Source organism: Shewanella sp. DNRA4 (genome assembly GCF_012843185.1).
In the GTDB taxonomy this organism is placed as follows: Bacteria; Pseudomonadota; Gammaproteobacteria; order Enterobacterales; family Shewanellaceae; genus Shewanella; species Shewanella xiamenensis.
This window is the reverse complement of the sequence record NZ_JABAIP010000001.1, coordinates 222,286-244,954: the sequence shown is the minus strand read 5'-3', so window position 1 is coordinate 244,954 and position 22,669 is coordinate 222,286. Positions and strand designations below refer to the sequence as shown.

The following is a 22,669-nucleotide window of genomic DNA, read 5'->3' as shown; positions in this document are numbered from 1 at the left end:
ATATTAATGAAAGATTTTTCCGCATTGTCCTTTCCTATACCTAAAGGTGTCACCCATACGGTTAATCATTAAGGAAAGAAGTCCCATGCAGCCATTTCATGCCAAACTTAGTTCACTCGCCACCGCTTGCCTAATCGTTGGCTCAGTGTTTGCAGCCCCAATCGCCAACTCGACGGAGCGTACCATTGCCGAATTAGTGGATGCTGTAAACGGCACGCCAGATGCGGCAAGTCGCGAAGCGGGTAAAAAAGTGAAACTGCGCAATCACACAAAAGGATTTTGCACCTCCGGCTATTTTGCGTCCAACCCAGAGTTACAAGATTCGCTAACGATTCCATTTTTTAATCAAAGCCAAATTAAGGTTACCGCTCGCTTTTCCCTCGGCGGTACCAATCCTAAGCTTTCCGATAAAACCCCAGGGCGCTTTATGTCACTCAAAATTGATGGCGATAAAGAAAACCTGAACTTTGTCACTACCAATGTGCCGATATTCTTTGCCAGCAATCTGGATGATTTTTTTACCTTTCAGACTAAAGTGAAACAAGGTGCCGAGGGTAAACAATGGCTGCTCGATAATAAACCCGATGCCAAAGCCTTTTTCGACTATCTAAAACAATTGCCGCCGAGCCCGAGCTTTGCCAATAGCCAGTACTTTGGAGTGAACAGTTTTCTGTTTACCGATAAGCAAAATAGCAGCATTGCGGGTAAATGGATTTTTGAACCCGTAGCGGGCACCGCAGCACTGTCAGCCAGTGAACTTGCCAATCTGGGTGATGATTTTTTAAAGGCGGAATTACTCCAGCGCATAAACACCCAGCCAGCACAGTGGGATCTGTATATTCAGTTAGCGGAACAGGGCGATGAGATTAATAATCCGACTGTGCTCTGGCCCGAAAACCGCCAGCGCATTCTCGTCGGCCAAGTGGTGATTGATGGTAAGCGCGACAGCGATCCTCAAGTGCAACAATGCGATAAAAGCATTTTTAACCCTCTGCTCCTGCCCAAAGGCATAGCAGCGTCAGATGACCCAATTCTCAATGCCCGCACCGCGGCATATGTCGAGTCCTTTATTCGTCGTCAATAACTCAAGATATTAAACGCTACACTTTTAAGGTTGGTAAACCGCAGGTTTACCAACCCCTCGCAACAATATTTCTGCTATTACATTCGAAGTCACACGCATTATTTTGTGCACACGCACAAAATAATGGCCTGTTTATACCGTAATTCCGTCAGTTTAACCAAAGCTATTCAATTCGCAGTATTCAATAATAGGCTGACCTTAAAGCAGCCTTTATTTGAACTTAGGATCAGATAACAGCCGCGCCCTACAAAAACAGCCAAAACCACTTAAGAACTTCAGCCAAGACTGAACGGGACAATCTATGAACTTAGTGCTCATCCTCATCGGCGTGATTGCATTTATTGTTATCGCGACCTCAAAATTTAAGCTCCATCCGTTTTTAACCTTAATTCTAGCCGCCTTTATTGGCGCCTTCGCCTATGGTTTACCGAGTGGCGATATTGCTAAAACCATCACCACTGGCTTTGGCAATATCCTCGGCTATATCGGTCTGGTGATCGTGCTCGGAACCATTATCGGCATCATCCTCGAAAAGAGTGGCGCCGCCATTACCATGGCAGATGTGGTGATTAAAGTGTTGGGTAAACGCTTCCCAACACTCACTATGTCGATTATCGGCTACTTAGTGTCGATTCCGGTGTTTTGTGACTCGGGATTTGTGATCTTAAACTCGCTTAAACAATCCATGGCGAACCGCATGAAGGTTTCGAGCGTGTCCATGAGCGTGGCGTTAGCGACAGGTCTTTATGCGACTCACACCTTTGTACCGCCCACACCTGGCCCTATCGCCGCGGCGGGTAACCTTGGCTTAGAGTCCAACTTAGGCCTAGTGATTGGTGTTGGTTTATTTGTTGCGGCCGTTGCCTCACTTGCAGGCATGCTATGGGCGAACCGCTTTGCAGGGGTTGAACCCGATGGCGAAGGCGCGGAAGAACTCAAAGCTCAAGCCGCTGATTTTGAAACCTTAAAACAAAGCTACGGCACACTCCCTAGCCCATTAAAGGCATTTGCACCGATTTTTGTGCCTATCCTATTAATTTGTTTAGGTTCTATCGCTAACTTCCCTTCTGCACCACTGGGCAAAGAAGGCCTATTCAGCCTATTAGTCTTCCTCGGCCAACCCGTTAACGCCCTGCTTATTGGTCTATTCCTGTCACTGCTGTTACTGAAAAGCGATAACAAGATTGCCGAGTTTAGCGAGCGCATTAGCCAAGGTTTAGTCGCCGCAGCACCGATTATTTTGATCACCGGTGCCGGTGGTGCCTTCGGCGCCGTGTTAAAAGCCACACCTATTGGTGACTTTTTAGGCAGCTCATTATCAGCACTCGGCGTTGGGATTTTCATGCCCTTTATCGTCGCTGCAGCATTAAAATCGGCTCAAGGTTCATCCACCGTTGCCTTAGTGGCAACCTCAGCCTTAGTCGCACCAATGCTGGGCGATATCGGTCTTGGCAGCGAAATGGGCCGCGTGTTAACCGTAATGGCAATTGGTGCCGGCGCCATGACAGTCTCCCACGCTAACGACAGCTTCTTCTGGGTGGTGACTCAATTTAGCCGTATGAGCGTTAAACAAGCCTATAAAGCCCAAACCATGGCGACCCTTATCCAAGGTGTAACCTCCATGCTGGCCGTGTATGTACTAAGCTTAGTGCTGCTCTAAGCTGCATTTTTCTCGTCCTTGGGCGTATCCTAGCGCCCAAAAAGCTGTAGGATTTTGAATGAAGATAGTTATTGCCCCCGATTCCTTTAAAGAGAGCTTAAGCGCACTCGATGTGGCTAATGCAATCGAACAAGGCTTAACACAAGTGATCCCAGACTGTGAGATTGTCAAAATCCCCGTCGCCGATGGCGGCGAAGGCACAGTGCAATCTATGGTCGATGCCACTGGCGGCAGCCTTGTCAATTTAGAGGTCATGGGGCCACTCGGCCATAAAGTCAAAGCCCATTACGGCATTTTAGGCCAGCAAACCAAAGGCACGATTGCGGTGATTGAAATGGCCTCCGCCTCGGGTTTACACCATGTACCAAGGGATCAGCGTAACCCGCTGATCACCACCAGTTATGGCACTGGCGAGCTGATTTGTGATGCGCTCAATCGCGGGATAAAACACATTATTTTAGGCTTGGGCGGCAGTGCAACCAATGATGGCGGCGCAGGTATGGCCCAAGCGCTGGATATTTTACTGCTGGATAAACAAGGTAAAACCTTAAGTGCGGGCGGCGCAGCGCTATCTCAGCTTGCCAGTATCGATATGAGTAACGCCCATCCGCTACTGAAAGAATGCACCTTTGAAGTGGCCTGCGATGTCGATAATCCGCTGTGCGGCGAGCGTGGCGCCTCGGCCATCTTTGGCCCGCAAAAAGGCGCAACGCCCGAGATGGTGAGCATTTTAGACGCCGCACTGAGTCACTATGCCGATGTGATTGCCCAAAGCGGCGTCACCGATCACCGCAACCAAGCTGGCGCGGGCGCGGCGGGCGGTATGGGGCTTGGCATAATGGCCTTTTTAGGCGCCGAGCTTAAACCCGGTGTTGAGATTGTGATGCAAACGGTAGGACTGGCTGACAAAATTCGCGGCGCGGATCTTGTCATTACGGGTGAAGGCCGAATCGATGGCCAGACCATATTTGGCAAGACCCCGATGGGTGTATTAAAGCAAGCGCAGCTGCAAAATATTCCGACTATCGGAATTGCGGGTTGCCTTGGCGACAATGCCAATGCCGTGCTCGAGCAAGGTATGGCGGCGATTTTCCCTATCATCCCACACTTAAGTCCGCTGGACGATGTGCTGGCTAACGCCAAAGCGAATCTGACCAATACCGCCCGTAATATTGCCGCGGTCTTGATGCTGGGCCAGCGTTAACTTTACCTTAGTGTTGTGATAGCTCACGACAGACACCCAAGGCGCTATTCATAGCGCCTTTGTTTATTCTGTAACCCAAGCACAGACTCAAGCGGTGTTTTAGTACTTGATGCCTAAAAGGCCTTGCAGTAAAGTGAGCTCCCTTTTTGGTAATCCGTAAACGGGTTTAAGCGCCATGTATTTGGTTATACTCTTAATCACCTTTACGGTTTCACTATAAGAATTAATAGACGGCAAGCCCCATGACCCAAAAACTCCCTCGCCAAGCCATCGCATCTGAAGAAAGTCTAATGCGAATTTTCACTGTGCCCGAAGATGCAGATTCCACCTTAAGCATTATCGAGCAGAAGCTTTCCGAGGACTTAGCTGGCTTTTTGGGTGACAGCATTGCCGCGCTGGAAAAGCCGCTCTCCGAAATCGAAACCGATTTTCAAGCCTTTGAAATTCCAAGCCAGCCGCGTTTTGTCTCCGACTACACCGACGAAATCATGCAAAACCTGGTGGCGCATTCAGTACATACAGCGGCGCCGAGTTTTATCGGCCATATGACCTCGGCACTGCCCTATTTCGTGTTACCACTATCGAAGATGATGGTGGGGCTGAATCAAAACTTGGTTAAAATCGAAACCTCCAAGGCGTTTACCCCGCTTGAGCGCCAAGTGCTCGGCATGATGCACCATTTGATTTACGCCCAAGATAATGATTTTTATCGTAATTGGATGCACAGCGCCAACCATTCTCTCGGCGCATTTTGCTCCGGCGGCACTGTGGCTAACATCACCGCCCTGTGGATTGCCCGCAACCAATTACTCAAGGCCGATGGCGACTTTAAAGGCGTGACCCGCGAAGGCTTAATCAAGGCGCTGCGCCACTATGGCCTCGATGATTTAGCGATTCTGGTCTCCGAGCGCGGCCACTACTCTTTAGGTAAGGCCGTCGATCTGCTCGGTATCGGTCGCGACAATATCATCAGCATCCCAACCGATGGCAATAATAAAGTCGATGTAGCCAAAATGCGCGAAGTTGCCGCGGAACTAGCAAACAAACGCATCAAAGTCATGGCGATCGTGGGTGTGGCTGGCACCACCGAGACGGGCAATATCGACCCACTGCGCGAACTTGCCGCCTTAGCAAGTGAGCTAAACTGCCACTTCCATGTGGATGCGGCTTGGGGCGGCGCAAGCTTATTATCCAATAAATACCGTCACTTACTCGATGGTATTGAACTCGCAGATTCAGTCACCATCGATGCCCATAAGCAAATGTATGTCCCCATGGGCGCGGGCATGGTGCTATTTAAAAACCCAGAGTTTGCCCATGCGATTGCCCACCACGCCGAATATATTCTGCGCCGAGGCTCTAAGGATTTAGGCAGCCAAACGCTGGAAGGCTCACGCCCAGGCATGGCGATGTTAGTGCATGCCTGTTTGCAGATTATTGGCCGCGATGGTTATGAAATCCTGATCAATAACAGCCTTGAAAAAGCCCGTTATTTTGCCGAGCAAATCGACGCACACCCTGACTTTGAGCTGGTCACCGCGCCTGAGCTGTGCCTGCTCACCTATCGTTATGTACCCGCGGAAGTGCAGGCAGCCATGCAAGTGGCGATAGACCAAGGCGATAAGGTGAAACTCGCTCGCTTTAATGAGCTGCTCGATGGCCTGACCCAATTTATTCAAAAACACCAACGCGAACAGGGTAAATCCTTTGTCTCGCGCACCCGCATTCAACCCGCGCGCTACTTCAGACAACCCACTGTGGTGTTTCGCGTCGTATTAGCTAATCCCTTGACTAGCCATGAGATCCTTAATCAAGTGCTTATCGAGCAAGGCGAAATTGCCGCATTGGATAAAGAGTTCTTACCTGCGCTATTAGCTATGGTCAATGAATAGCGAGTGATTTAGTGTAAGCGTTAAATCTATTTAAAATACAGAATGTTAATCACAAACAGCCGCAAATATTTGTGGCTGTTTTTGTTTGCAGAGCTGGGATGAAAGAAGGTTAGGTTGAAAATATAAGGCTTTATCCAAGCACTTCTGATCTCGTTGCGGATACGCCGAATTCCATTGCTTCCGTGACACGCCGCGAAGGTCACGTCAGCAATCGAATTAACCTGACACAGAATTATGAACAGCCTCTTAGTGAAAACTCGCCTATGTTAGGGCTAAACAATGAAGAGTTCTTTAACGATAGTGCTTTTCATTCGCAGGATACATTAAGAGGTAAACGTTTTAAGTGCTTGATATAGTTCTAATGGTTCATTAGTTCCAACCACAATTGAAACGCCTGAACTGAAGTCAATTTTAACACCTTCGAAACCGGATATATTATATATTGCTCCTTCAGATGAAATTCGCATACCCCAACCACAATACCATTTATTTTTTACCATAGACACATTGGCAACATCTGAAAGATCAAATCTCTTTTTAAATAAACCAATTCCGTAGCTTAGCGTAAGCTTTTTATCTTCGATACTCACCCTCAACTTAAAGGTCATCAATAGTATGATACTCAATATTACTATTAAAATAATAAAATCGTTTTCACCTTTAAAGTCTTGCAGAAAAATTTTATTGACTATAAAAACAGACAGCAATACAACGAAATAAATTATAATGAAAGGGTATCCAATTTGATTATTTAAGTAACGCATCAACAATTCTCCTTTATGGCAAATTAATCTTGGCTATATTTTTAGATACGAAATTCTTAGCTAGGTATTAAAAATTTAGCCAACCATTTTATCTCATACCATAATGCACTTTCAGTTTACCTACAACCCGTATGGCATAAATTGCTTTAACCAAAGTAATAAAAAACACAAGGAGGTAATAAATCCTACATTTTAAATCAAAGACATAAAAAAGCTCCAAGTCATTAAAAATAGTATATTTCAAACGTGCAACTCCCAATACAACAAATGGCCAGCGTGGAAGATGAAGGTAGCCTCACTCTTTTTCCTACTATTTTCCAGTCGATGACGATTAGGTTCTTATGCTCAAATAGCGAATACGCCAAATTCAGCAGCTTGCGTGACACGCCGTAAAGCCATCCATGGTGGCTCTCGAATACATCCATATTATTGAAGGTCATGCCCGTAATAGAATTCACCTAAACAAATTACGGCTTAATCTGTTGTATATTGAGGAAAAATACTGTGATAACAGTGCTGCATTGTTCACCACTTCCCATAGGAATTATGTAGTAAAAGAGTAACTATGGGAGGATATTAAGGAGTAAGATTTCTCCCCTTGAGAGGGCGCGGCATACAAACCTCTTATTCAATGTTTAACCAAGATATAGCCGGAGGTTCACTGCCACGCTATTAAAGTTGGGAGTCAATATTTTCACCCACTTTTTTAGTTTATATATCTCCGTTTGTATGTCATTAATGGTTACTTAACTCATTTTAAATTTTCTGTAATCCGCCCAACGCTCTCTTAATGACTCAATTAGAGATAGTGCTATGAAGAAAAACACCAAGCACCAAATATTCGGCTCGTAATTAACACCTAATCCATTTACGGGATAAATTAATGGCTCGTTCGTGCTCGCAAGATCAACGGCATAAATCCATAAAGCTCCTTCACTATTTTGGCTAAAAACACCATTATACCTCTTGGTATAATAGATTACTTTTTCGGGAAAACGTAACTCATTTAATGCTCTAGATAAATTTTTGCACTTTTGCCAACCACTAAACCATACCTCTCGTTCAGGAAAGGATGTATACAAAATAATACTATCCGCCCCTGCAATTTTATTCTTACATTCAATCGAGTAAAGAATACCTTCTACTTTTACAAGTTCAGATTCATTAACACCGCTAACAAAGTATCTAAAGTGCCAAGTCAGATAGAATAAAGATATGATTAATATTACTTGTAAAGAAATTGGTAACTGCTTCAACCAGCTCATTAATTTAGATTTTTTCGGTACCGTGGGAATAATTTTCACTGTTTATCCTTTTTCACAGAAAATCGAGCAACCCTTTTCAAAACAATAACATAATGTGCTTTCAACTTACGTTCAAGCAATTAGTTATTAAGTTAGCTCTAAGAAAAAATTTAACAAACACCCATTGTTAAATCCTTGGCATATCCTAATTGTGAGTAACAGACCATCTGCCATACCAACGGCTTAACGGCATTAGGCTGTTGGGTAAAGCCCCACGACCTCGCGGTTGGTTTTTACACCACGACAGAGTAATCTAGCCAAAATCGACAATGGGATGTTCTATGGACAGAAAATCATTATTGCTAGTTACGCTTATCTTGCCTTTTTCGGCCAATGCCGCCGTATACCAATGTGCCGATGGAAAATATCAGGCCGATCCCTGTGATGAAAATAGCCAACCCGTAGATCTCAGCGGCGTCGGTAGCGTGGTTAAAGGCCCTGATATTGCCCATGCAAACGCTGTTACTCACTCGGATAAAAAACAAGAAATTAGCGATTTTATTGATAAACAACGCATTAGCCGTGAAATCACTAAACTAGAAAACGACCGAAAACTCATTATTGATCAAAGGGATAAACGTATTGTCGAGCTAAGAAACGATAGAAGTTACGCCAATAACAATCTTGCTGGGGCAACTTGGGAGCAAAGCTTGGCACAAGAAATGTCGGCGGTGGCGCAGCAAGCAGATACGCAGGTTGCGTCTATCGATAGGCAAATAGAACAATTACGACTCAAGTTAAAGTAGATAAAGCGCAGCCACTCACGCTTTCCCATGCCAAATAGATAAGAACCAATACAAGGAATGACGATGTATTTTATTGCGGCTTTTGGCCTATTGATGCTGTTTTTTAGCCTTGTAATGGTCATCAAGCCTGCGGCTTTCGCTAACGGTATCATTGCATTTAGCGAGCAGCCCTACTTCCATATTGCTGAAGTGGTTAGCCGTATTATTGCGGGTATGATTTTTATCCAATATTGCGCCGATACCCGATTTCCACAGATCTTTTTGGCGATAGGCGTTGTCTTACTCTGTGTGGGAATAGGCTTGGCATGCACGCCGCCGAGTAAACATCGTAAATTTGCCCTATGGTCAGCCCAAGCGTTTAACAATAAATTCCGCTTAATCGGTGTTGTTTCCGTCCCGCTGTCTTTGCTGCTGATTTATGCTGCTGGCATCGCCTAAAACTCAGTGACAATCCACCCAACTTCCACGACTGAAGCGCCGAGTGTAAAAGCGCAAGATTCGGGTCGAGTTGCATACCCTAACCCTGCACTATGTCTCTATCGGCGCATATTGGCCGAGGCAATCAATGGAGACATATCTATGGCAGTGTTACAGGGAAAAGTCGCAATCATTACTGGGGCAAGTTCGGGGATTGGCTATGCCACCGCGAAACGCTTCGCCCGTGAAGGCGCAAAACTGGTGCTAGGGGCGCGCCGCGGCGCCATATTGGCCTCATTGGTGGATGAGATCATCAGCCAAGGCGGTGAGGCGGTTTATCTGGCGGGCGATGTAACCGACGAAGTGTATGCCAGTGATTTAGTGGCACTTGCCGTTGAGCAGTATGGTGGATTGGATATCGCCTTTAATAATGCCGGTATTAATGGTGAGTTAGGCGTAGATTCGGATGCGCTTAGCCGTGCCGAATGGGAAAACACCCTAACAACCAACCTTACCAGTGCATTTTTAGCGGCAAAATATCAATTACCACAAATGCTTAAACGTGGCGCAGGGTCGATTATTTTTACATCTTCCTTTGTTGGCTATACCATAGGTTTTCCGCAAACGGCAGCCTATGCGGCGAGTAAAGCGGGGATGATTGGCTTAACCCAATCCTTGGCCGTTGAATACGGCGCGCGCGGCATTAGGGTTAATGCGCTATTGCCTGGCGGTACAGATACCCCAATGGGGCGGGAGTTCGCCAATACCTCGGAGGCCATGGCCTTTGTGAAAAACCTCCATGCCCTCAAGCGCCTCGCAGATCCCGCGGAAATCGCCCAATCCGCGCTATATCTCGCCTCCGATGCGGCCAGTTTTACCACAGGGATCGCCTTATTGGTCGATGGTGGTGTGTCCATCTGTAAAACCTAGGGAATGGATAACGATGACCCAAGATTACGAGCGAATTGCGCGTGCCATTGACTTTATTCGTCAGCATGTGGGTCATCAACCCTCACTGGCGGAGATTGCGGCGCACGTCCATTTAAGTGAATTCCATTTCCAGCGGCTCTTTAGTCGCTGGGCGGGGATCACTCCCAAGCGTTACTTGCAGGCCTTAACCCTAGAACGGGCAAAACAGTTATTGCAGCAGCCGTCCCACTCGACCTTGAGTGCCAGTTATGAGTTAGGCCTGAGCAGTGGCTCGCGCTTATACGATCATTTTGTGCAACTCGAGGCGGTCACCCCCTTCGAATATCGCCAGCAGGGTTTAGGGATCAACATTGCCTATGGCTATCATCCTACGCCCTTCGGTTTAGCCTTTATCGCCCAAACAGCCCGGGGCATTTGCCAGTTTGATTTTGTCGATATGCTGCAAATTCAATTGCCATTAGAACGTTTAAAGCAGAGCTGGAGTCAGGCCACCATTTATGAGGACACAGCGCAAACAGCAAGCTTAATTGATCACCTCTTTAGCCAGTACTTTGCTGACACGAGTGCCAAAAAGCTTAGTTCAATAGCATCCAGCACTCAAACTATTCACCAAGGTGAGCCTTCCCCGCTCTCACTCTGGGTAAAAGGCACTAATTTTCAGCTTAATGTGTGGCGCGCCCTACTGAATTTACCTAAGGGAGAAGTCGCCTCCTACGGTGATATTGCCAAGGCCATTGGTAAGCCTAAGGCCTCACGCGCGGTCGGTACGGCGATTGGCGCTAATCCGGTGGCATTACTTATCCCCTGCCATCGGGTGCTACGCCAAACTGGTGAACTTAGCGGTTATCGCTGGGGTGAAACCCGTAAACATGTCATATTGGCAAGGGAAGCGGCCTATAGTGAGTAAAAGATTCACCAGCAGGTGTAACTGAGCATTCCAGTGCTTAACGGCGCTCGACTCTTAACTTAGCTCTAATTCTAACTGCGCGACGACCCAATTCTTAACAATTAAATCATCAGGGAGGCAAACATGCCGACGCATTCCCCATCCCAACAGGGACCAAACCCGAATGACAAATCCCCCTTAAAAGGATTTCCTCAGGTGGGTTTTCTGAAGAACTTCATTAGCCGCGACACTATTATCGTCGGCGATTACACCTATTATGACGACCCTGCGGGGCCAGAACGTTTCGAGTCAAATGTGCTTTATCACTTTGACTTTATTGGCGATAAGCTGATTATCGGTAAATTTTGTGCCATTGCACGGGACGTTAAATTCATAATGAATGGCGCCAATCACCAAGTGTCGGGCTTTTCCACTTATCCCTTTTATATCTTCGGCAATGGTTGGGAGAAGGCGGCGCCAGCGCCCGAGGATTTACCCTTTAAGGGCGACACCCACATAGGCCATGATGTGTGGATAGGTTATAACGCCACCATTATGCCCGGCGTCAACGTCGGCCACGGCGCCATTATTGCCAGCCAAGCCGTGGTCACTAAGGATGTGCCGCCCTATGCGATTGTCGGCGGCAACCCCGCGACTGTGATTAAATTGCGATTCGAGCCCGAAGTAATAGACACATTACTCGCCATTGCGTGGTGGGACTGGCCGATTGAGAAAATCAGCGAGCATTTACCTGCCATTGTAGGCGCCGATCTTAGCCAATTAGCCCGCGTGGCCGATGGGATACATACGCGGTCCTAAGCGTTGGTGTCAGAAAACAACGCACAGAACTTCCCAAAAAACACGGCAAAGCGCAATTTTGTACAAAAGTGTCGAGGCGTTCTGGGTTACTATCTGGCAAAACAAGCGTTAAACGCCTTGGTCTTGATAAACCAACTCGCCCATTCATCCAGTCGATAAAGGAGGCCGAATGAACACTGAACATGCGGCCTACCACATCGCCAATGAGCTTGGGGGCCTTGAGCTACTTAATGCCCGCTACCATAAGCAAAATTTTAGCCGCCATACCCACGAAGGTTACACGGTTGGCGTAATAGAAACGGGTGCCCAGCGTTTTTATCGCACTGGTGGCAACCATGTAGCACCCAAGCACAGCATTATTCTTGTCAATGCCGACGAAGTGCATAATGGTTGTAGCGCCACCGAGGACGGCTGGTCCTATCGTGCTATGTATCCCGTCCCTGCTCAATTTGCCAATATGACTCAGGAGTTCACTTCAAGTCGCGGCGCGCCCTATTTCCCGCAACCCGTAGTGCAGGATCCCGAGCTTGCCGAATTGCTGCGCCTCACCTTTAGCACCTTAGATACCTCGGACAATAGGCTATTGCGCGAAAGTCTGGTCTATTCGAGCCTGACGCAACTTATGGCGCGCCATGGCCGTAATTATCCCTGTGACCAGTTGGCAGCAAACGCTAAGCCTGCGTTAGCACTGGTAAAATCCTTTATTGACGATCATCCAGCGGCCGATATCTCCCTCGAAGAGTTGGCAACACTCGCGGGATTAAGCCCCTATTATTTGCTCAGACAATTCCAACGTTGTTATGGTCTGCCGCCCCACGCCTATCAGACTCAAGCTAGAGTCAGACTGGCAAAACAGAAAATAGGCCAAGGAATCAAACTGCTGGATGTTGCCATGGAATGTGGTTTCCATGATCAAAGCCATTTAAACCGCCATTTTAAAAAGACTGTCGGGATCACCCCAGGGCAATTTGCCAAGGGGATTGGCCGCAATATTATCCAAGCTTAAGCCCTGATTTTACGTTAGTCTTAACCCCTTATATTCTTTTTATCCCAGCCGTTGTGAGGAGTCAGAGTGTCTGAGCCGTATATTGTCCATACCCATTCATCCAGTAAGACCAAGGCGTTTTTCAAGGGCACACTCGCTATGTTGCCACTCACTATTGCCGTGGTGCCTTGGGGGATCCTCGCAGGCTCGTTCGCGATTGAGGTCGGTCTGACACCAATAGAAAGTCAGGCCATGTCGGCCATTATTTTTGCGGGCGCCGCACAATTGGTCGCACTCGGTATGGTTAAGGCGGGGATTGGTCTGTGGAGCATTTTAATCACGACTTTGCTGATCACTTCGCGTCACTTGCTGTATGCCATGGCGATGCGCAGCCAAATCAGCCCCTTATCACTGAAATGGCGCCTCAGTCTGGGCTTTTTATTGACCGATGAACTCTTTGCCATCGCCAACCAAGGCAAGCTGCATAAATTCGATCCTTGGTACGCGCTGGGCGGCGGCCTGAGTTTTTACCTCGGTTGGAACCTCGCCACCCTGCTCGGCATTATCGCCGGCAATGCCATCGATAACCTAGGCGAATTAGGGCTCGACTTTGCCATTGCCGCGACCTTTATTGCCTTAGTGGTCCCCACAGTGAAAAAGCCGTCCATCTTAGTCTGTGTGCTGGTTTCGCTCACCTTAGCCGTGGTATGCGCCGTACTGGATATTCAGGCGGGACTGTTAATTGCCGCCCTCTCGGGAATGAGCGCTGGCGTGCTCTATGCCAAAGTCACGGGCGAAGATAAACCAGCCCCCAAAACCGACACAACCGCCATTCAAGCGGAGGAAACCCTATGATCTGGTTAATGATTTTTTCAATGGCGGCGGTGGTGTTTATCAGTCGGCATTTACTGCTCGAGCCCAAACTGCCGCTAAGGCTGAGTAAAAATACCCAGACATTTTTGAGTTATTCGGCGCCCGCCGTACTCACGGCCATCTTTGCACCTATCGTATTTGTGCAGGAAGGGAAACTCGATTTAAGCTTAGATAACAGCTACTTGATATGCGCTGTGGTCGCAACGTTATTAGCATTTGTCACGCGTAATACCCTATTGACCACAGTGCTGAGTATGGGATTATTTTTCACTATTCATTAAGGCGTTAATCTTACCGTCTATACAACCGTAAAAATAGCCATAAGGCAAAGCTAAAATACAAGAGAATAGTGACTTAATGATATTTTTTACATAAAGTCGAAAAGTCACTACTTGGATTGATTAAGAAGTCCTTGCCAACAATAGATGTCATTTCCGCCTCAGAAACCAGTGGATTATTAATCTTAAAAACGATCCTGCGATTAATATTGCTTTTTAATAAAAGATCACAGTGTCTTTGGTAAAAAAATGTATCAAACTGGCCATTTTCAATAATTCGCTGTAGGCCGACTTGTATTCTTTTTGCTAAACGAGGTTGACTTGGAGATACGTAATAATAGGTAGCTAATGGAATATAAAGTAAAATATTATCGTCTACGATTAAATCGGGATATTTTTTATTAAATTGCTCCACTTCCTGAAAGATTTCATTAACTCCACGACCAAATGTAACAAAACGCCCAACAGATAACATATTGAATAAATTATCATATTGAGTGCTCTCTATCACATTGAATCCTGCTTTTTGCATGGCAACTTTAGTCGACCATTGACTACCCGAGCCCGTATCTAATGCCATTAACTCTGCTAAAGTCTTTACATTCGCCATCAGTGGTAAATTATCTTTCTTGATAATAAATAGTCTAAATCCTTGGATCCCTTTGCGGATTGGTATTTTTACGGGAATAAGCTGCTGATCCCAAGTAGCATTAGAGGCCTCTGCCATTACATTAATATTTTTACCTTCTAATAACTCCCTAAAGATTCGATTTCGACTCATCACAACACCAGACATCTCTAGCGTAGCCTCACCAAAATCATCCTTAGTTGCATCAATAACCAATGCCAATAGATCATAGGTATATTGATATCTATGATCATTATCGGACTCGGGAGGATTAATGATAAAAGCGTCAGTTGCGAATGACTGTGAAGGAAAAAAGCATGTACCAATATAAACCAGCATAATTAAAAAACTAAAATGCCTAAATATCATCATGTACATGCCCACTACATATATGAAAGCTGTCCCTATCGTTTGATTCTAGCAGAACGTATCAACAGCGAGTAATAGACTGCACTATTTTTGTGCATTTTGTGAATCCATCAGACAAATATAATCCTCTAATTCCTGCCCGGGCGTCGGTTCAAAATGGCGGTTAAGCCTTAATAACCCAGTGATACGATCGACCCGAAAGTTACGAAAATCCTGGCGTAATTCACACCAAGTCAGCAAGGTCCAAGTGCCACGCCAAAAATAGATGGCCAGCGGCCGCACTTCGCGCTCGGTCAGCGCTTTATTCACATCTTGATAGAAGAGTTTGACGTATTCACGGCGCTGTGCCGCATTACGCAGCGGATCGAGAAACTGAAACTCGTTGGAATCTAAATAAAAATCCGGCGAAAACATCAAGGATTGATAGGCTTGCAAACGCTTAGGTAGTACGGCCTCCACTTTTATCATCGCCTGACGCGCCGCGCTGCCAAGCTCTTTGCCGCCCCATGTTTGCACCATGCGCATGCCAACTTGAATCGCCTCTAATTCGGCCTCGTTAAACATCAGTGGCGGCACATTCACTTCGTGGCGTAAGAGATAACCCACGCCCGCCTCCCCTTCAATGGGAATGCCGCTCAAACACAAATCCTGTACATCGCGGTACACTGTACGGGTCGAGACTTCTAAACGATCCGCCAGCTCTTGGGCGGTCGTCAGTCGTCGATGTTTAAGAATTTGCACTATTTGAAATAGGCGGTCGGCACGGCGCATGGACAGTAATCACACCTTAAATTGGCTTGGCTGCGAAAGTTAAGGGATCTTACCCGCTAAAGTGGGCCAGCCCAAGCGATAGTGTATTGGCACAGTGTTATGGATTCAGCCTACACAATCCCGATATAAATCTCGACCTTATCGGCGCTTCGATACACTTCAAAATCTGTTTGATAATCACGCTGGTGTGGGCAATCAGGCGCACTAAAGTACTGCCAAATCTGTCCCCAAAGGTCAACTACGCAGTGGGGCATTTCCCCCTCGGCACTGAACTTAAGGTAATTTCCCTCACGTAGCAGCAACGCAGTAAAAGGGCCGGTCTCGCTGACAGACTCAACGCTTTTACCCACTAAAACCGAATAGTCTCCCGTCATATCGGATTCATAGTCGTAGTAAACCCCATACATGGGAGAGTCGAGCATCGTCGTGAGTTGTGATGACTCAAAGAATGTCTGCCAAAGCGCTGCAATCTTGCCGCCCTCAGCCGCCATTTCGGCGTTATTATTGGTGCGCGTACTCAGCCCAAGCATAGGTTGAGCCGCCATAAAAACCTGTTCCATTATCCTTTCACCTTCATCACTGAAATTTGCTGTTGCTTGTTTAAGGCTATCGCTAGACGTTATTGCTCGTCGCTATTATCCGCAGAACTGACTTTATCCACTTAAATTAAAGAACTGCTTAAAAATCAGTACCAAGAGCCGTGCCAAGGCACGACTCTTTAGGATATTCATTACTGATTTTGCGACCAGAGGCCGACTTTATTGCCTTCGCTATCCACAAACAGCGCGATATAACCACAACTGCCGTCCTTGATAGGCGTCACAGGCAATAACATAGTCACATTGGCGGCCACGAGTTTATCCACTAAAGGTTGCAATTGCGCGCTGAAATGCAGGTATACAGTGCTACCGTCCATCGACGGTTTGCTCATGCTGCATTTAACGAGGCCAATGCTTGGTGCGCCTTCATCCTCTGTTTCAATCGTGGCGTATTGCATGTCTTCCATATCGTCACGCTTAAATTCAACCCCGAAATGTTGTTGATAAAAAGCGATAGCACGATCCATATCACTGACAGGAATTTCACCCCAGACTAACGGTGCAATTGATAACATTTTCACTTTCTCCTTGTTGAAAAATGCCAATGATTCATCATGTTATAAATGTGATTCACCAGCGGACGACAACAAGAATAAAACAAGGCTACTGACAACATCATGTCAGTAGCCTTTGAGTGAAGCTGATTTTATTGAGTGCGCTCAAGGCGCTTATTTAGGCAAACTCGCCTGATGGGCTGAAATAAACGCCTCCATCGCCTGAGTAGCCCGAGCTTGGGCGCTGGCTAAGGTGTCTTGCGCCGTCATAGGTTCGACTACCTCGTAATAGCACTTAATTTTAGGCTCAGTACCCGACGGCCGTACTATCACCCGCGCGCCATTGGCTAAGCGATAAGTTAATACATCACTGGCGGGCAGATTGATTTTCTCGACCTTGCCATCGGCAAAACGGCGCTCTAACGCCTTGAGATCATCAGTCGACACCACGGCATGCTCACCAATTGCTAACGGCGGATGTTCACGCAGATAGGCGCCGATATTGGGCGTGTCGGGTTTTAAGGCAATGCTGACTTGGGCATTGAGATGGAACCCCTGCTCGCGGTAAATCTGCTCGAGTCTATCCCAAATGGTTTGCCCTTTGGCGGCAAGCTCGGCGGTTAATTGGGCGAAGGCGACGAGAGCTGACAGGCCGTCCTTATCCCACACCATGCTACCCACGGTGTAACCCAGTGCCTCTTCGTAGGCAAACAGAAATTGATTGTCAGGCTGACTCTGCGCAATTCCCACATTCATCAGCCACTTAAAACCGGTGAGCGTGGTATAGCTTTCAACGCCAAAGCCTTTGGCAATTTTAGATAACAAACTAGAAGACACTATGGTGGTGCCCACCAGACGTTGATCCTTGCTCGCATGGCTTAACAGATAATGACCAAAGAGCACGCCTACTTGGTCACCCGTTAGCATTTGATATTCGCCATCATCTTTGCGTACAGCAACCGCAAATCTATCGGCATCGGGGTCATTGGCACAGGCGAGCATGGTGCCATGCTTTTTCGCTTCGGCGATGACTAAGTCCATCGCGCCCTTTTCTTCCGGATTAGGGAAGTTAACCGTTGGGAAATCCCCATCGGGCTCGCGCTGCGCCGCCACCGAATAGACTTGGGTAAAACCCGCATCCTTGAGCACGGTTTCAGCCATTTCAGCACCCACACCGTGCATCGCGGTATAGGCAAGACTGACTTTTTCGGGCGCGGTGTTATTTTGCAGCACATTGGCGTGCATCACGCCGCGGCGATAGGTTTCGTAATAATCGTCCTGCAACCAGATAAGCTTGCCCTGTTTGGTCGCCTCCACCTGATCCATAAACGGAATAGCTTGAGTTGCCGCCAGCTCAATTTGAGCGGCGATACCTGAGTCATGGGGCGGGATAATCTGCGCGCCGTTTTCCCAATACACTTTGTAGCCATTGTATTGTGGCGGGTTATGGCTGGCGGTCACCACAATACCCGCAGCGGCATTAAAATGCTTAACCCCAAAGGCCACCAGCGGCGTTGGCGCCACTTTGGCGGTGAGGCGCACTTTAATCCCCATCGCGGTGAGCACACTGGCGGTATCATGGGCGAAAGTGCGTGAATCGTGGCGGCCATCGTAACCAATCACAACTCCGCGCTCGGCGGCATCTTTAATTTGTTCGAGTAAATAGGCACCAAGCCCAGCAGATGTTTGGCGGATCACTAGGCGATTCATGCCCATGGGACCTGCGCCCACCACACCGCGTAATCCGGCGGTTCCAAATTCTAAACGTCCCGCAAAACGAGCTTCGAGTTCGGCATCATTTCCGGCATCGATTAAGGCTTGCAGTTGTACTTGAGTGCGGAGATCGGGGTCATTTTCGAGCCAATGCTTAACCTGTAATTGCAAATGGGTATTCATAGGGGGCCTCAGTGAAAATCATTTTCAATTACCTTAGGAAAATCCATGCCGAAGAACAAGCAAATTTGCACTAATTTCACCGTCATCCCATGAGTTTTAATCTTTCAGGATGAGTTTTTGAGCGATTTAACCATTGATTTACAAAGTGAAATCAATACTCTTGGAGATTCACATAACTGGACGCTAACCCAGCCCTAAGCAATACAAGCGTCTTACGCTTAGTTGCTTAATAGCCCTAGAACGGTGAAGCTAAATAACCGCTAACAGAATAAAATACGCACTATCCATGCTTTAAGCCAGATAGTGCGTGAGTTGTAGAGCCGTTTTGATTAGGACATGTGAAGTTTCGAAATTCAATATTGCCCCTTGTGGCAGGGCTTGGTTGGCGTTTCTGCAGTGTTATTGTCCAATAAAGGAGAATAACGACATTGCATGAACATTGCCTTGCAGAAACACCAAGCTATTTCGGCAAAAATTCCCAAAACATCAACACGCCCTAGTCATTTACAGTTTAAAGATGTTGTCCCTCGCGTCGCGGTCAATCAATTTCACAAAGGGATCGACACCGACATAGCTTGGTTTTTCATCCAACGTAAGAGTGAGTTTATTTTCGCCACTGACTAAATGATGTTTTCCAAGCAACAAAATTTGCTTTTCATCTTTTAGCTTATCTGGGTCTACACTAAATGCCCCGATATCAACCTGCATATCCAAAGGCTGCTCGGTTTCTTCACCTTTACCACTGGCAACTTTACGACTCGCGTAAATAGTTAATTCAACTTGCGTTTTGCCATTAGGAAGAACCGTTGCCACTGCATTCGTTAATCGCAAATCATAGAGCGTGATGTCATTGAAAGATTCATCGATAAAACGCGACTGAATATCATCTGTTCCCTGCTTGAGATAACTCGCTAAATCTACTGTGGTAGGGAAAGGATCGTTACGGTACTGATAGCGAGTTAAGAAGGCTTTGAGGTTAGCGTTTAGCTTAGCTTCACCCAACACATCCTTAATAGCCATCATCACCACAGAACCTTTTTGATAATGAATGTACTGCTGGTTTTCACTACGCAATAACGGCTGTTCTTTTATCGGCTCTGATGAACGGCCACGCAGATAGCGATCAAGCTCATATTTCAAGAACTTGCGGATCATTTTATCGCCATACTTATGCTCTAACACCATCAGCGCCGAATACTGTGACAGACTTTCGGAGATCACCGCACTGCCCTGAACATCCGCAGCCCCCACTTGGTGTCCCCACCACTGGTGAGCGACTTCATGGGCAGTGACATAATATACAGGGTCAATATTATCCTCATTGCGTAAATCAGTAATAAAGCCAATACGCTCGGAGTAAGGCACAGTATTCGCGAAACTTTGTGCGAAACTTCGGTATCCAGGAAACTCCATAATACGCATTTGCTTATGCTGATACGGGCCAAATGCCACAGTGTAATAATCGATGGAATCCTTAACCGACTCCACCATCCGAGCTACGTTCCAAGGATGATCCACATGGTAATAGACCTCAACGGCAATCCCATTATGTTCAACCTTTTCAACTTGGTAACGACCGGAGATAATGGCATAGAAGTTCACCATTGGACTGTCCATTAAATAATGGAAGTACTGGCGACCATCTTGCTGCCACTGCTTTTGCAAATAACCTGGCGCGAGGGCAATTTGGTCAGTACTGGTCGAAACCGTCGCTTCAAATTGGATAAAGTCGCCATCTACGCCAAAGAAGTTTTGTCGATAATAACGACTGTCTTCCAGCTTGTTCGCCCGCTCTTTTTCTGTCAGTCCGCGTTTTTGGCGCTCATGGCGATCCATAAGCTCGTAACCATCTTGATAACCAAATAAGGGTAATAGCTCAAGATTATTGATAAAAGTGCCATTTTCTACGACAGACAAATCAAAGCCAGACTCGGCAATACCGACAGACTCACGCACTAATTCGATATTTCCTGCAACTGTCTGCCCAGGCAACACTGGCGCAGAAAAACTTAACCAGGTATTACGGAAACGACGATCAAACTCGCCTAACGTCGCATTGGGAATAGTGATCTTTACCGTGTCCGCTTGGGTGTGCTCGGGCAGTTGTACCAGCATCTTTTCAATTGGCTTATCCGATTTATTTTGCCATTCAAACATTACTTTAGCGGCTATTTTGCGTTGCTCAGGAAAAATATCGATATTCGCATTAACCTTAGTGGTCACTAAAATAGGCATGCCTTGATATTGTTTGAACGTCTTTTCGTAATCGGCTTGTAAATCTGTAGTTTCTTCTTGGGTAAGGTAATGATTAACCACCTTAGTTTGATAGAACAGGTAACTACCAGATCCAATAAATATCACTAAGCCCGCCACAACAATGGCCTTGCCACTGAGACCAAGCTGATAACCCAATAATCCTAATCGAGTTTTAAGACTTTGTTGCGGTCCTCTGTGGTATAAACCATAGCCCAACACGAACAGTATTAAGCTAAAAGCGCCCCAATAAACCATATACAAACTATGGCTTAGCAGACCCCAACCATAACCGTTCATATCCGAGTAACTTAAGCTAGGTGATTGGGCAAAGTTATACAAACTATGGCCAAATCCCCAATTTGCCATCACGAATGTCGTCAGGTAATAAGCCACAAACAGCCCCATACCTGCATATTTGTTCGGGCTAAGCACTTGTAAGAAAAATGCCAGTATTGAAGAGAGCAATAATGGCAGTAAGTAATAAAACCCAAGACGAATAAGGTATTGAGATAATTCTAAATTACCTTGGCCCTTTATCAGTTGGAACACTATTGTGGTTGACATCGCCAGCACATACAGCAAGGTCATCACAATAAGTACAGCAACTAACTTTGACGCCCAAAAACATAGGTTAGATACAGGCGCACTATCAACAATATCTCCCATGCCAGAGGTGCGTTCACGCCAGACAATTTCCGCGCTGTAATAAATCAGTACGATAACCATTAATAATCCGGTCGCACCGGCAATGTTATCCACCATATCCTGAGTTAAAGGCCAGTTAGAGGTACCGTACCATCCAAAATCATCAAACATTGGGCCTACTAAGTTGAATACTGTTAACACCCCTAGTACCAAAAAGGGGGCAGTAAACAGCACTTGCTTCACCTCAAATTTAACCCGAGTCCAAAATTGCAAGCGCGCGTTAATTTCAGTGCGAGTCGATAGTCTAGATAAAGGGACTAACTCAGGGATCTTTTCAACTTTGGTGGATTTTTTATCGCGCTTTTTCGTTAATGTGGGCTGGCGGAAAATCCCTGACAAAGCCAGTAATACGCAGGCGATCGCAAGCCACAGTGTTCGATTTTGTAGCACGAGTCCTGACAACTCGAGTAACTGGTGATTCTTCTCACTAATCGTCCAATAACGGGTCACTTCAGCGAAGGTACGAAGTGCAAAGGGGTCGAGTAATGCCGCGATAGTACGATACTGCGGTTGGCTCGCCATTTCGCCTGTCAGCGTGTAAAGCACCAACATAGCCACGGCCGTCAAATATAAGGCCATCAAAGATCGGAAACGGCTTGCCATGGCATAAAATAGGCATGAGATAAGCAGTAAACTTGGAACCGATAACTGCAAATAAGGGATCAAATAGTGGCTAAGGACAAAGGGGCCAAAGCGACTCCCGTCAACCCAAGGCATAAATGAACCTAATATCAAGCCAATTGGTACAAAGGCGAATACGGCAAGCACTACCATAAAACTGCCTAAAAAATGCCCAAATTGATAGGCGAAAGGCGATAGTGGTTTACTGTAAATCAGCTCCTCCATTAAATTCTGATGATTACGAATGGCGGTGCTACCGACAAAGTTTACAACAGCAAACATAGAGATAAGCCCCATGATGAGCAAGGTTTGGCTAATACCAAAAGGGCTATTTTTCAACACTTCACCACCGCTACCAATTTGAATATTATTGGAGGCAACTGATAAAAAGCTCATTAAAAACAATAAAAAAGAAACAACGTAAAATGATGGCTGACGCAAATAATAACGCCACTCAAATCTCAACATAGATAACAGCATAGGGAGTC

At 46.5% G+C, this 22,669-nt stretch carries 20 protein-coding genes; 12 read left to right on the top strand and 8 right to left on the bottom strand.

Annotation, left to right across the window (positions count from 1 at the left end; all coding sequences use genetic code 11):
• The first annotated feature begins 85 nt into the window (after positions 1-85).
• The 4 genes from HG547_RS01030 (at position 86) to panP (ending at position 5,840) form a co-directional block, all read left to right on the top strand.
• Positions 86-1,084, top strand: a complete 999-nt coding sequence (locus HG547_RS01030; protein ID WP_169546629.1) for a catalase family peroxidase — start codon at positions 86-88, stop codon at positions 1,082-1,084.
• 301 nt (positions 1,085-1,385) lie between these two features.
• Entirely contained in the window at positions 1,386-2,744 is a 1,359-nt protein-coding gene (locus tag HG547_RS01025; RefSeq protein WP_169546628.1) for a GntP family permease, read from the top strand.
• Positions 2,745-2,802: 58 nt separating this feature from the next.
• A complete protein-coding gene (locus HG547_RS01020) occupies positions 2,803-3,948 on the top strand; it encodes a glycerate kinase (RefSeq protein ID WP_169546627.1) in 1,146 nt (381 codons plus the stop codon).
• Between the two features lie 242 nt (positions 3,949-4,190).
• The gene (gene panP / locus HG547_RS01015) at positions 4,191-5,840 is read left to right on the top strand and encodes a pyridoxal-dependent aspartate 1-decarboxylase PanP (protein ID WP_169546626.1); all 1,650 of its coding nucleotides are present in this window, start codon (positions 4,191-4,193) and stop codon (positions 5,838-5,840) included.
• Between the two features lie 323 nt (positions 5,841-6,163).
• Here panP and HG547_RS01010 read toward each other — a convergent pair whose 3' ends face one another.
• Both HG547_RS01010 and HG547_RS01005 read right to left on the bottom strand, forming a co-directional pair.
• Complete coding sequence (locus HG547_RS01010; protein ID WP_169546625.1) at positions 6,164-6,604, bottom strand: hypothetical protein; 441 nt, start codon at positions 6,602-6,604, stop codon at positions 6,164-6,166.
• A 746-nt stretch (positions 6,605-7,350) separates the two neighbouring features.
• The gene (locus HG547_RS01005; RefSeq protein ID WP_169546624.1) at positions 7,351-7,908 is read right to left on the bottom strand and encodes a hypothetical protein; all 558 of its coding nucleotides are present in this window, start codon (positions 7,906-7,908) and stop codon (positions 7,351-7,353) included.
• Positions 7,909-8,189: 281 nt separating this feature from the next.
• Here HG547_RS01005 and HG547_RS01000 point away from each other — a divergent pair, with 281 nt between their 5' ends.
• The 8 genes from HG547_RS01000 to HG547_RS00965 all read left to right on the top strand — a co-directional run bounded on the left by HG547_RS01000 (position 8,190) and on the right by HG547_RS00965 (position 13,845).
• Complete coding sequence (locus tag HG547_RS01000; RefSeq protein WP_023267497.1) at positions 8,190-8,654, top strand: hypothetical protein; 465 nt, start codon at positions 8,190-8,192, stop codon at positions 8,652-8,654.
• A 63-nt stretch (positions 8,655-8,717) separates the two neighbouring features.
• Positions 8,718-9,092, top strand: a complete 375-nt coding sequence (locus HG547_RS00995; protein WP_169546623.1) for a hypothetical protein — start codon at positions 8,718-8,720, stop codon at positions 9,090-9,092.
• A gap of 141 nt (positions 9,093-9,233) precedes the next feature.
• Positions 9,234-10,001, top strand: a complete 768-nt coding sequence (locus HG547_RS00990; RefSeq protein ID WP_169546622.1) for an SDR family oxidoreductase — start codon at positions 9,234-9,236, stop codon at positions 9,999-10,001.
• A gap of 13 nt (positions 10,002-10,014) precedes the next feature.
• Positions 10,015-10,908, top strand: a complete 894-nt coding sequence (locus HG547_RS00985) for a methylated-DNA--[protein]-cysteine S-methyltransferase (protein ID WP_169546621.1) — start codon at positions 10,015-10,017, stop codon at positions 10,906-10,908.
• A 123-nt stretch (positions 10,909-11,031) separates the two neighbouring features.
• Positions 11,032-11,706, top strand: a complete 675-nt coding sequence (locus tag HG547_RS00980; RefSeq protein WP_169546620.1) for a Vat family streptogramin A O-acetyltransferase — start codon at positions 11,032-11,034, stop codon at positions 11,704-11,706.
• Positions 11,707-11,875: 169 nt separating this feature from the next.
• Positions 11,876-12,712: an AraC family transcriptional regulator gene (locus HG547_RS00975; RefSeq protein WP_169546619.1), complete on the top strand. Its 837-nt coding sequence runs from the start codon at positions 11,876-11,878 to the stop codon at positions 12,710-12,712.
• Positions 12,713-12,850: 138 nt separating this feature from the next.
• Positions 12,851-13,546, top strand: coding sequence for an AzlC family ABC transporter permease (locus tag HG547_RS00970; protein ID WP_211164513.1), 696 nt, complete (start codon positions 12,851-12,853; stop codon positions 13,544-13,546).
• Positions 13,543-13,845: an AzlD domain-containing protein gene (locus HG547_RS00965; RefSeq protein ID WP_169546617.1), complete on the top strand. Its 303-nt coding sequence runs from the start codon at positions 13,543-13,545 to the stop codon at positions 13,843-13,845. Before HG547_RS00970 ends, HG547_RS00965 begins: the two co-directional genes overlap by 4 nt.
• A 73-nt stretch (positions 13,846-13,918) precedes the next feature.
• Here the strand turns inward: HG547_RS00965 and HG547_RS00960 are convergent, their stop codons facing one another.
• From HG547_RS00960 to HG547_RS00935, 6 genes are all read right to left on the bottom strand, one after another.
• Positions 13,919-14,848, bottom strand: a complete 930-nt coding sequence (locus HG547_RS00960; protein WP_248278672.1) for a hypothetical protein — start codon at positions 14,846-14,848, stop codon at positions 13,919-13,921.
• A 75-nt stretch (positions 14,849-14,923) separates the two neighbouring features.
• Positions 14,924-15,610: a YafY family protein gene (locus tag HG547_RS00955; RefSeq protein WP_133180563.1), complete on the bottom strand. Its 687-nt coding sequence runs from the start codon at positions 15,608-15,610 to the stop codon at positions 14,924-14,926.
• 110 nt (positions 15,611-15,720) lie between these two features.
• Positions 15,721-16,170 carry a GyrI-like domain-containing protein gene (locus tag HG547_RS00950; protein ID WP_169546616.1) on the bottom strand — a complete coding sequence of 150 codons (450 nt, stop codon included), beginning with the start codon at positions 16,168-16,170 and terminating at the stop codon, positions 15,721-15,723.
• 170 nt (positions 16,171-16,340) lie between these two features.
• A complete protein-coding gene (locus HG547_RS00945) occupies positions 16,341-16,724 on the bottom strand; it encodes a VOC family protein (protein ID WP_133180568.1) in 384 nt (127 codons plus the stop codon).
• A 153-nt stretch (positions 16,725-16,877) separates the two neighbouring features.
• Entirely contained in the window at positions 16,878-18,599 is a 1,722-nt protein-coding gene (locus tag HG547_RS00940; protein WP_169546615.1) for a phospho-sugar mutase, read from the bottom strand.
• Positions 18,600-19,103: 504 nt separating this feature from the next.
• Positions 19,104-22,661: a M1 family aminopeptidase gene (locus HG547_RS00935; RefSeq protein WP_169546614.1), complete on the bottom strand. Its 3,558-nt coding sequence runs from the start codon at positions 22,659-22,661 to the stop codon at positions 19,104-19,106.
• Positions 22,662-22,669 lie beyond the last annotated feature (8 nt).

Excerpts from the sequence above, each read along its gene's own strand:
- HG547_RS01000 (WP_023267497.1), top strand. The coding sequence starts at position 8,190 with ATGGACAGAAAATCATTATTGCTAGTTACGCTTATCTTGCCTTTTTCG.
- HG547_RS00940 (WP_169546615.1), bottom strand. The coding sequence starts at position 18,599 with ATGAATACCCATTTGCAATTACAGGTTAAGCATTGGCTCGAAAATGAC.
- HG547_RS00945 (WP_133180568.1), bottom strand. The coding sequence starts at position 16,724 with ATGTTATCAATTGCACCGTTAGTCTGGGGTGAAATTCCTGTCAGTGAT.
- HG547_RS00990 (WP_169546622.1), top strand. The coding sequence starts at position 9,234 with ATGGCAGTGTTACAGGGAAAAGTCGCAATCATTACTGGGGCAAGTTCG.
- HG547_RS00975 (WP_169546619.1), top strand. The coding sequence starts at position 11,876 with ATGAACACTGAACATGCGGCCTACCACATCGCCAATGAGCTTGGGGGC.
- HG547_RS00995 (WP_169546623.1), top strand. The coding sequence starts at position 8,718 with ATGTATTTTATTGCGGCTTTTGGCCTATTGATGCTGTTTTTTAGCCTT.
- HG547_RS00960 (WP_248278672.1), bottom strand. The coding sequence starts at position 14,848 with ATGTACATGATGATATTTAGGCATTTTAGTTTTTTAATTATGCTGGTT.
- HG547_RS00965 (WP_169546617.1), top strand. The coding sequence starts at position 13,543 with ATGATCTGGTTAATGATTTTTTCAATGGCGGCGGTGGTGTTTATCAGT.
- HG547_RS00950 (WP_169546616.1), bottom strand. The coding sequence starts at position 16,170 with ATGGAACAGGTTTTTATGGCGGCTCAACCTATGCTTGGGCTGAGTACG.
- HG547_RS00985 (WP_169546621.1), top strand. The coding sequence starts at position 10,015 with ATGACCCAAGATTACGAGCGAATTGCGCGTGCCATTGACTTTATTCGT.
- HG547_RS01020 (WP_169546627.1), top strand. The coding sequence starts at position 2,803 with ATGAAGATAGTTATTGCCCCCGATTCCTTTAAAGAGAGCTTAAGCGCA.
- HG547_RS00980 (WP_169546620.1), top strand. The coding sequence starts at position 11,032 with ATGCCGACGCATTCCCCATCCCAACAGGGACCAAACCCGAATGACAAA.
- HG547_RS01010 (WP_169546625.1), bottom strand. The coding sequence starts at position 6,604 with ATGCGTTACTTAAATAATCAAATTGGATACCCTTTCATTATAATTTAT.
- HG547_RS00955 (WP_133180563.1), bottom strand. The coding sequence starts at position 15,610 with ATGCGCCGTGCCGACCGCCTATTTCAAATAGTGCAAATTCTTAAACAT.
- panP (WP_169546626.1), top strand. The coding sequence starts at position 4,191 with ATGACCCAAAAACTCCCTCGCCAAGCCATCGCATCTGAAGAAAGTCTA.
- HG547_RS00970 (WP_211164513.1), top strand. The coding sequence starts at position 12,851 with ATGTTGCCACTCACTATTGCCGTGGTGCCTTGGGGGATCCTCGCAGGC.
- HG547_RS00935 (WP_169546614.1), bottom strand. The coding sequence starts at position 22,661 with ATGCTGTTATCTATGTTGAGATTTGAGTGGCGTTATTATTTGCGTCAG.
- HG547_RS01025 (WP_169546628.1), top strand. The coding sequence starts at position 1,386 with ATGAACTTAGTGCTCATCCTCATCGGCGTGATTGCATTTATTGTTATC.
- HG547_RS01030 (WP_169546629.1), top strand. The coding sequence starts at position 86 with ATGCAGCCATTTCATGCCAAACTTAGTTCACTCGCCACCGCTTGCCTA.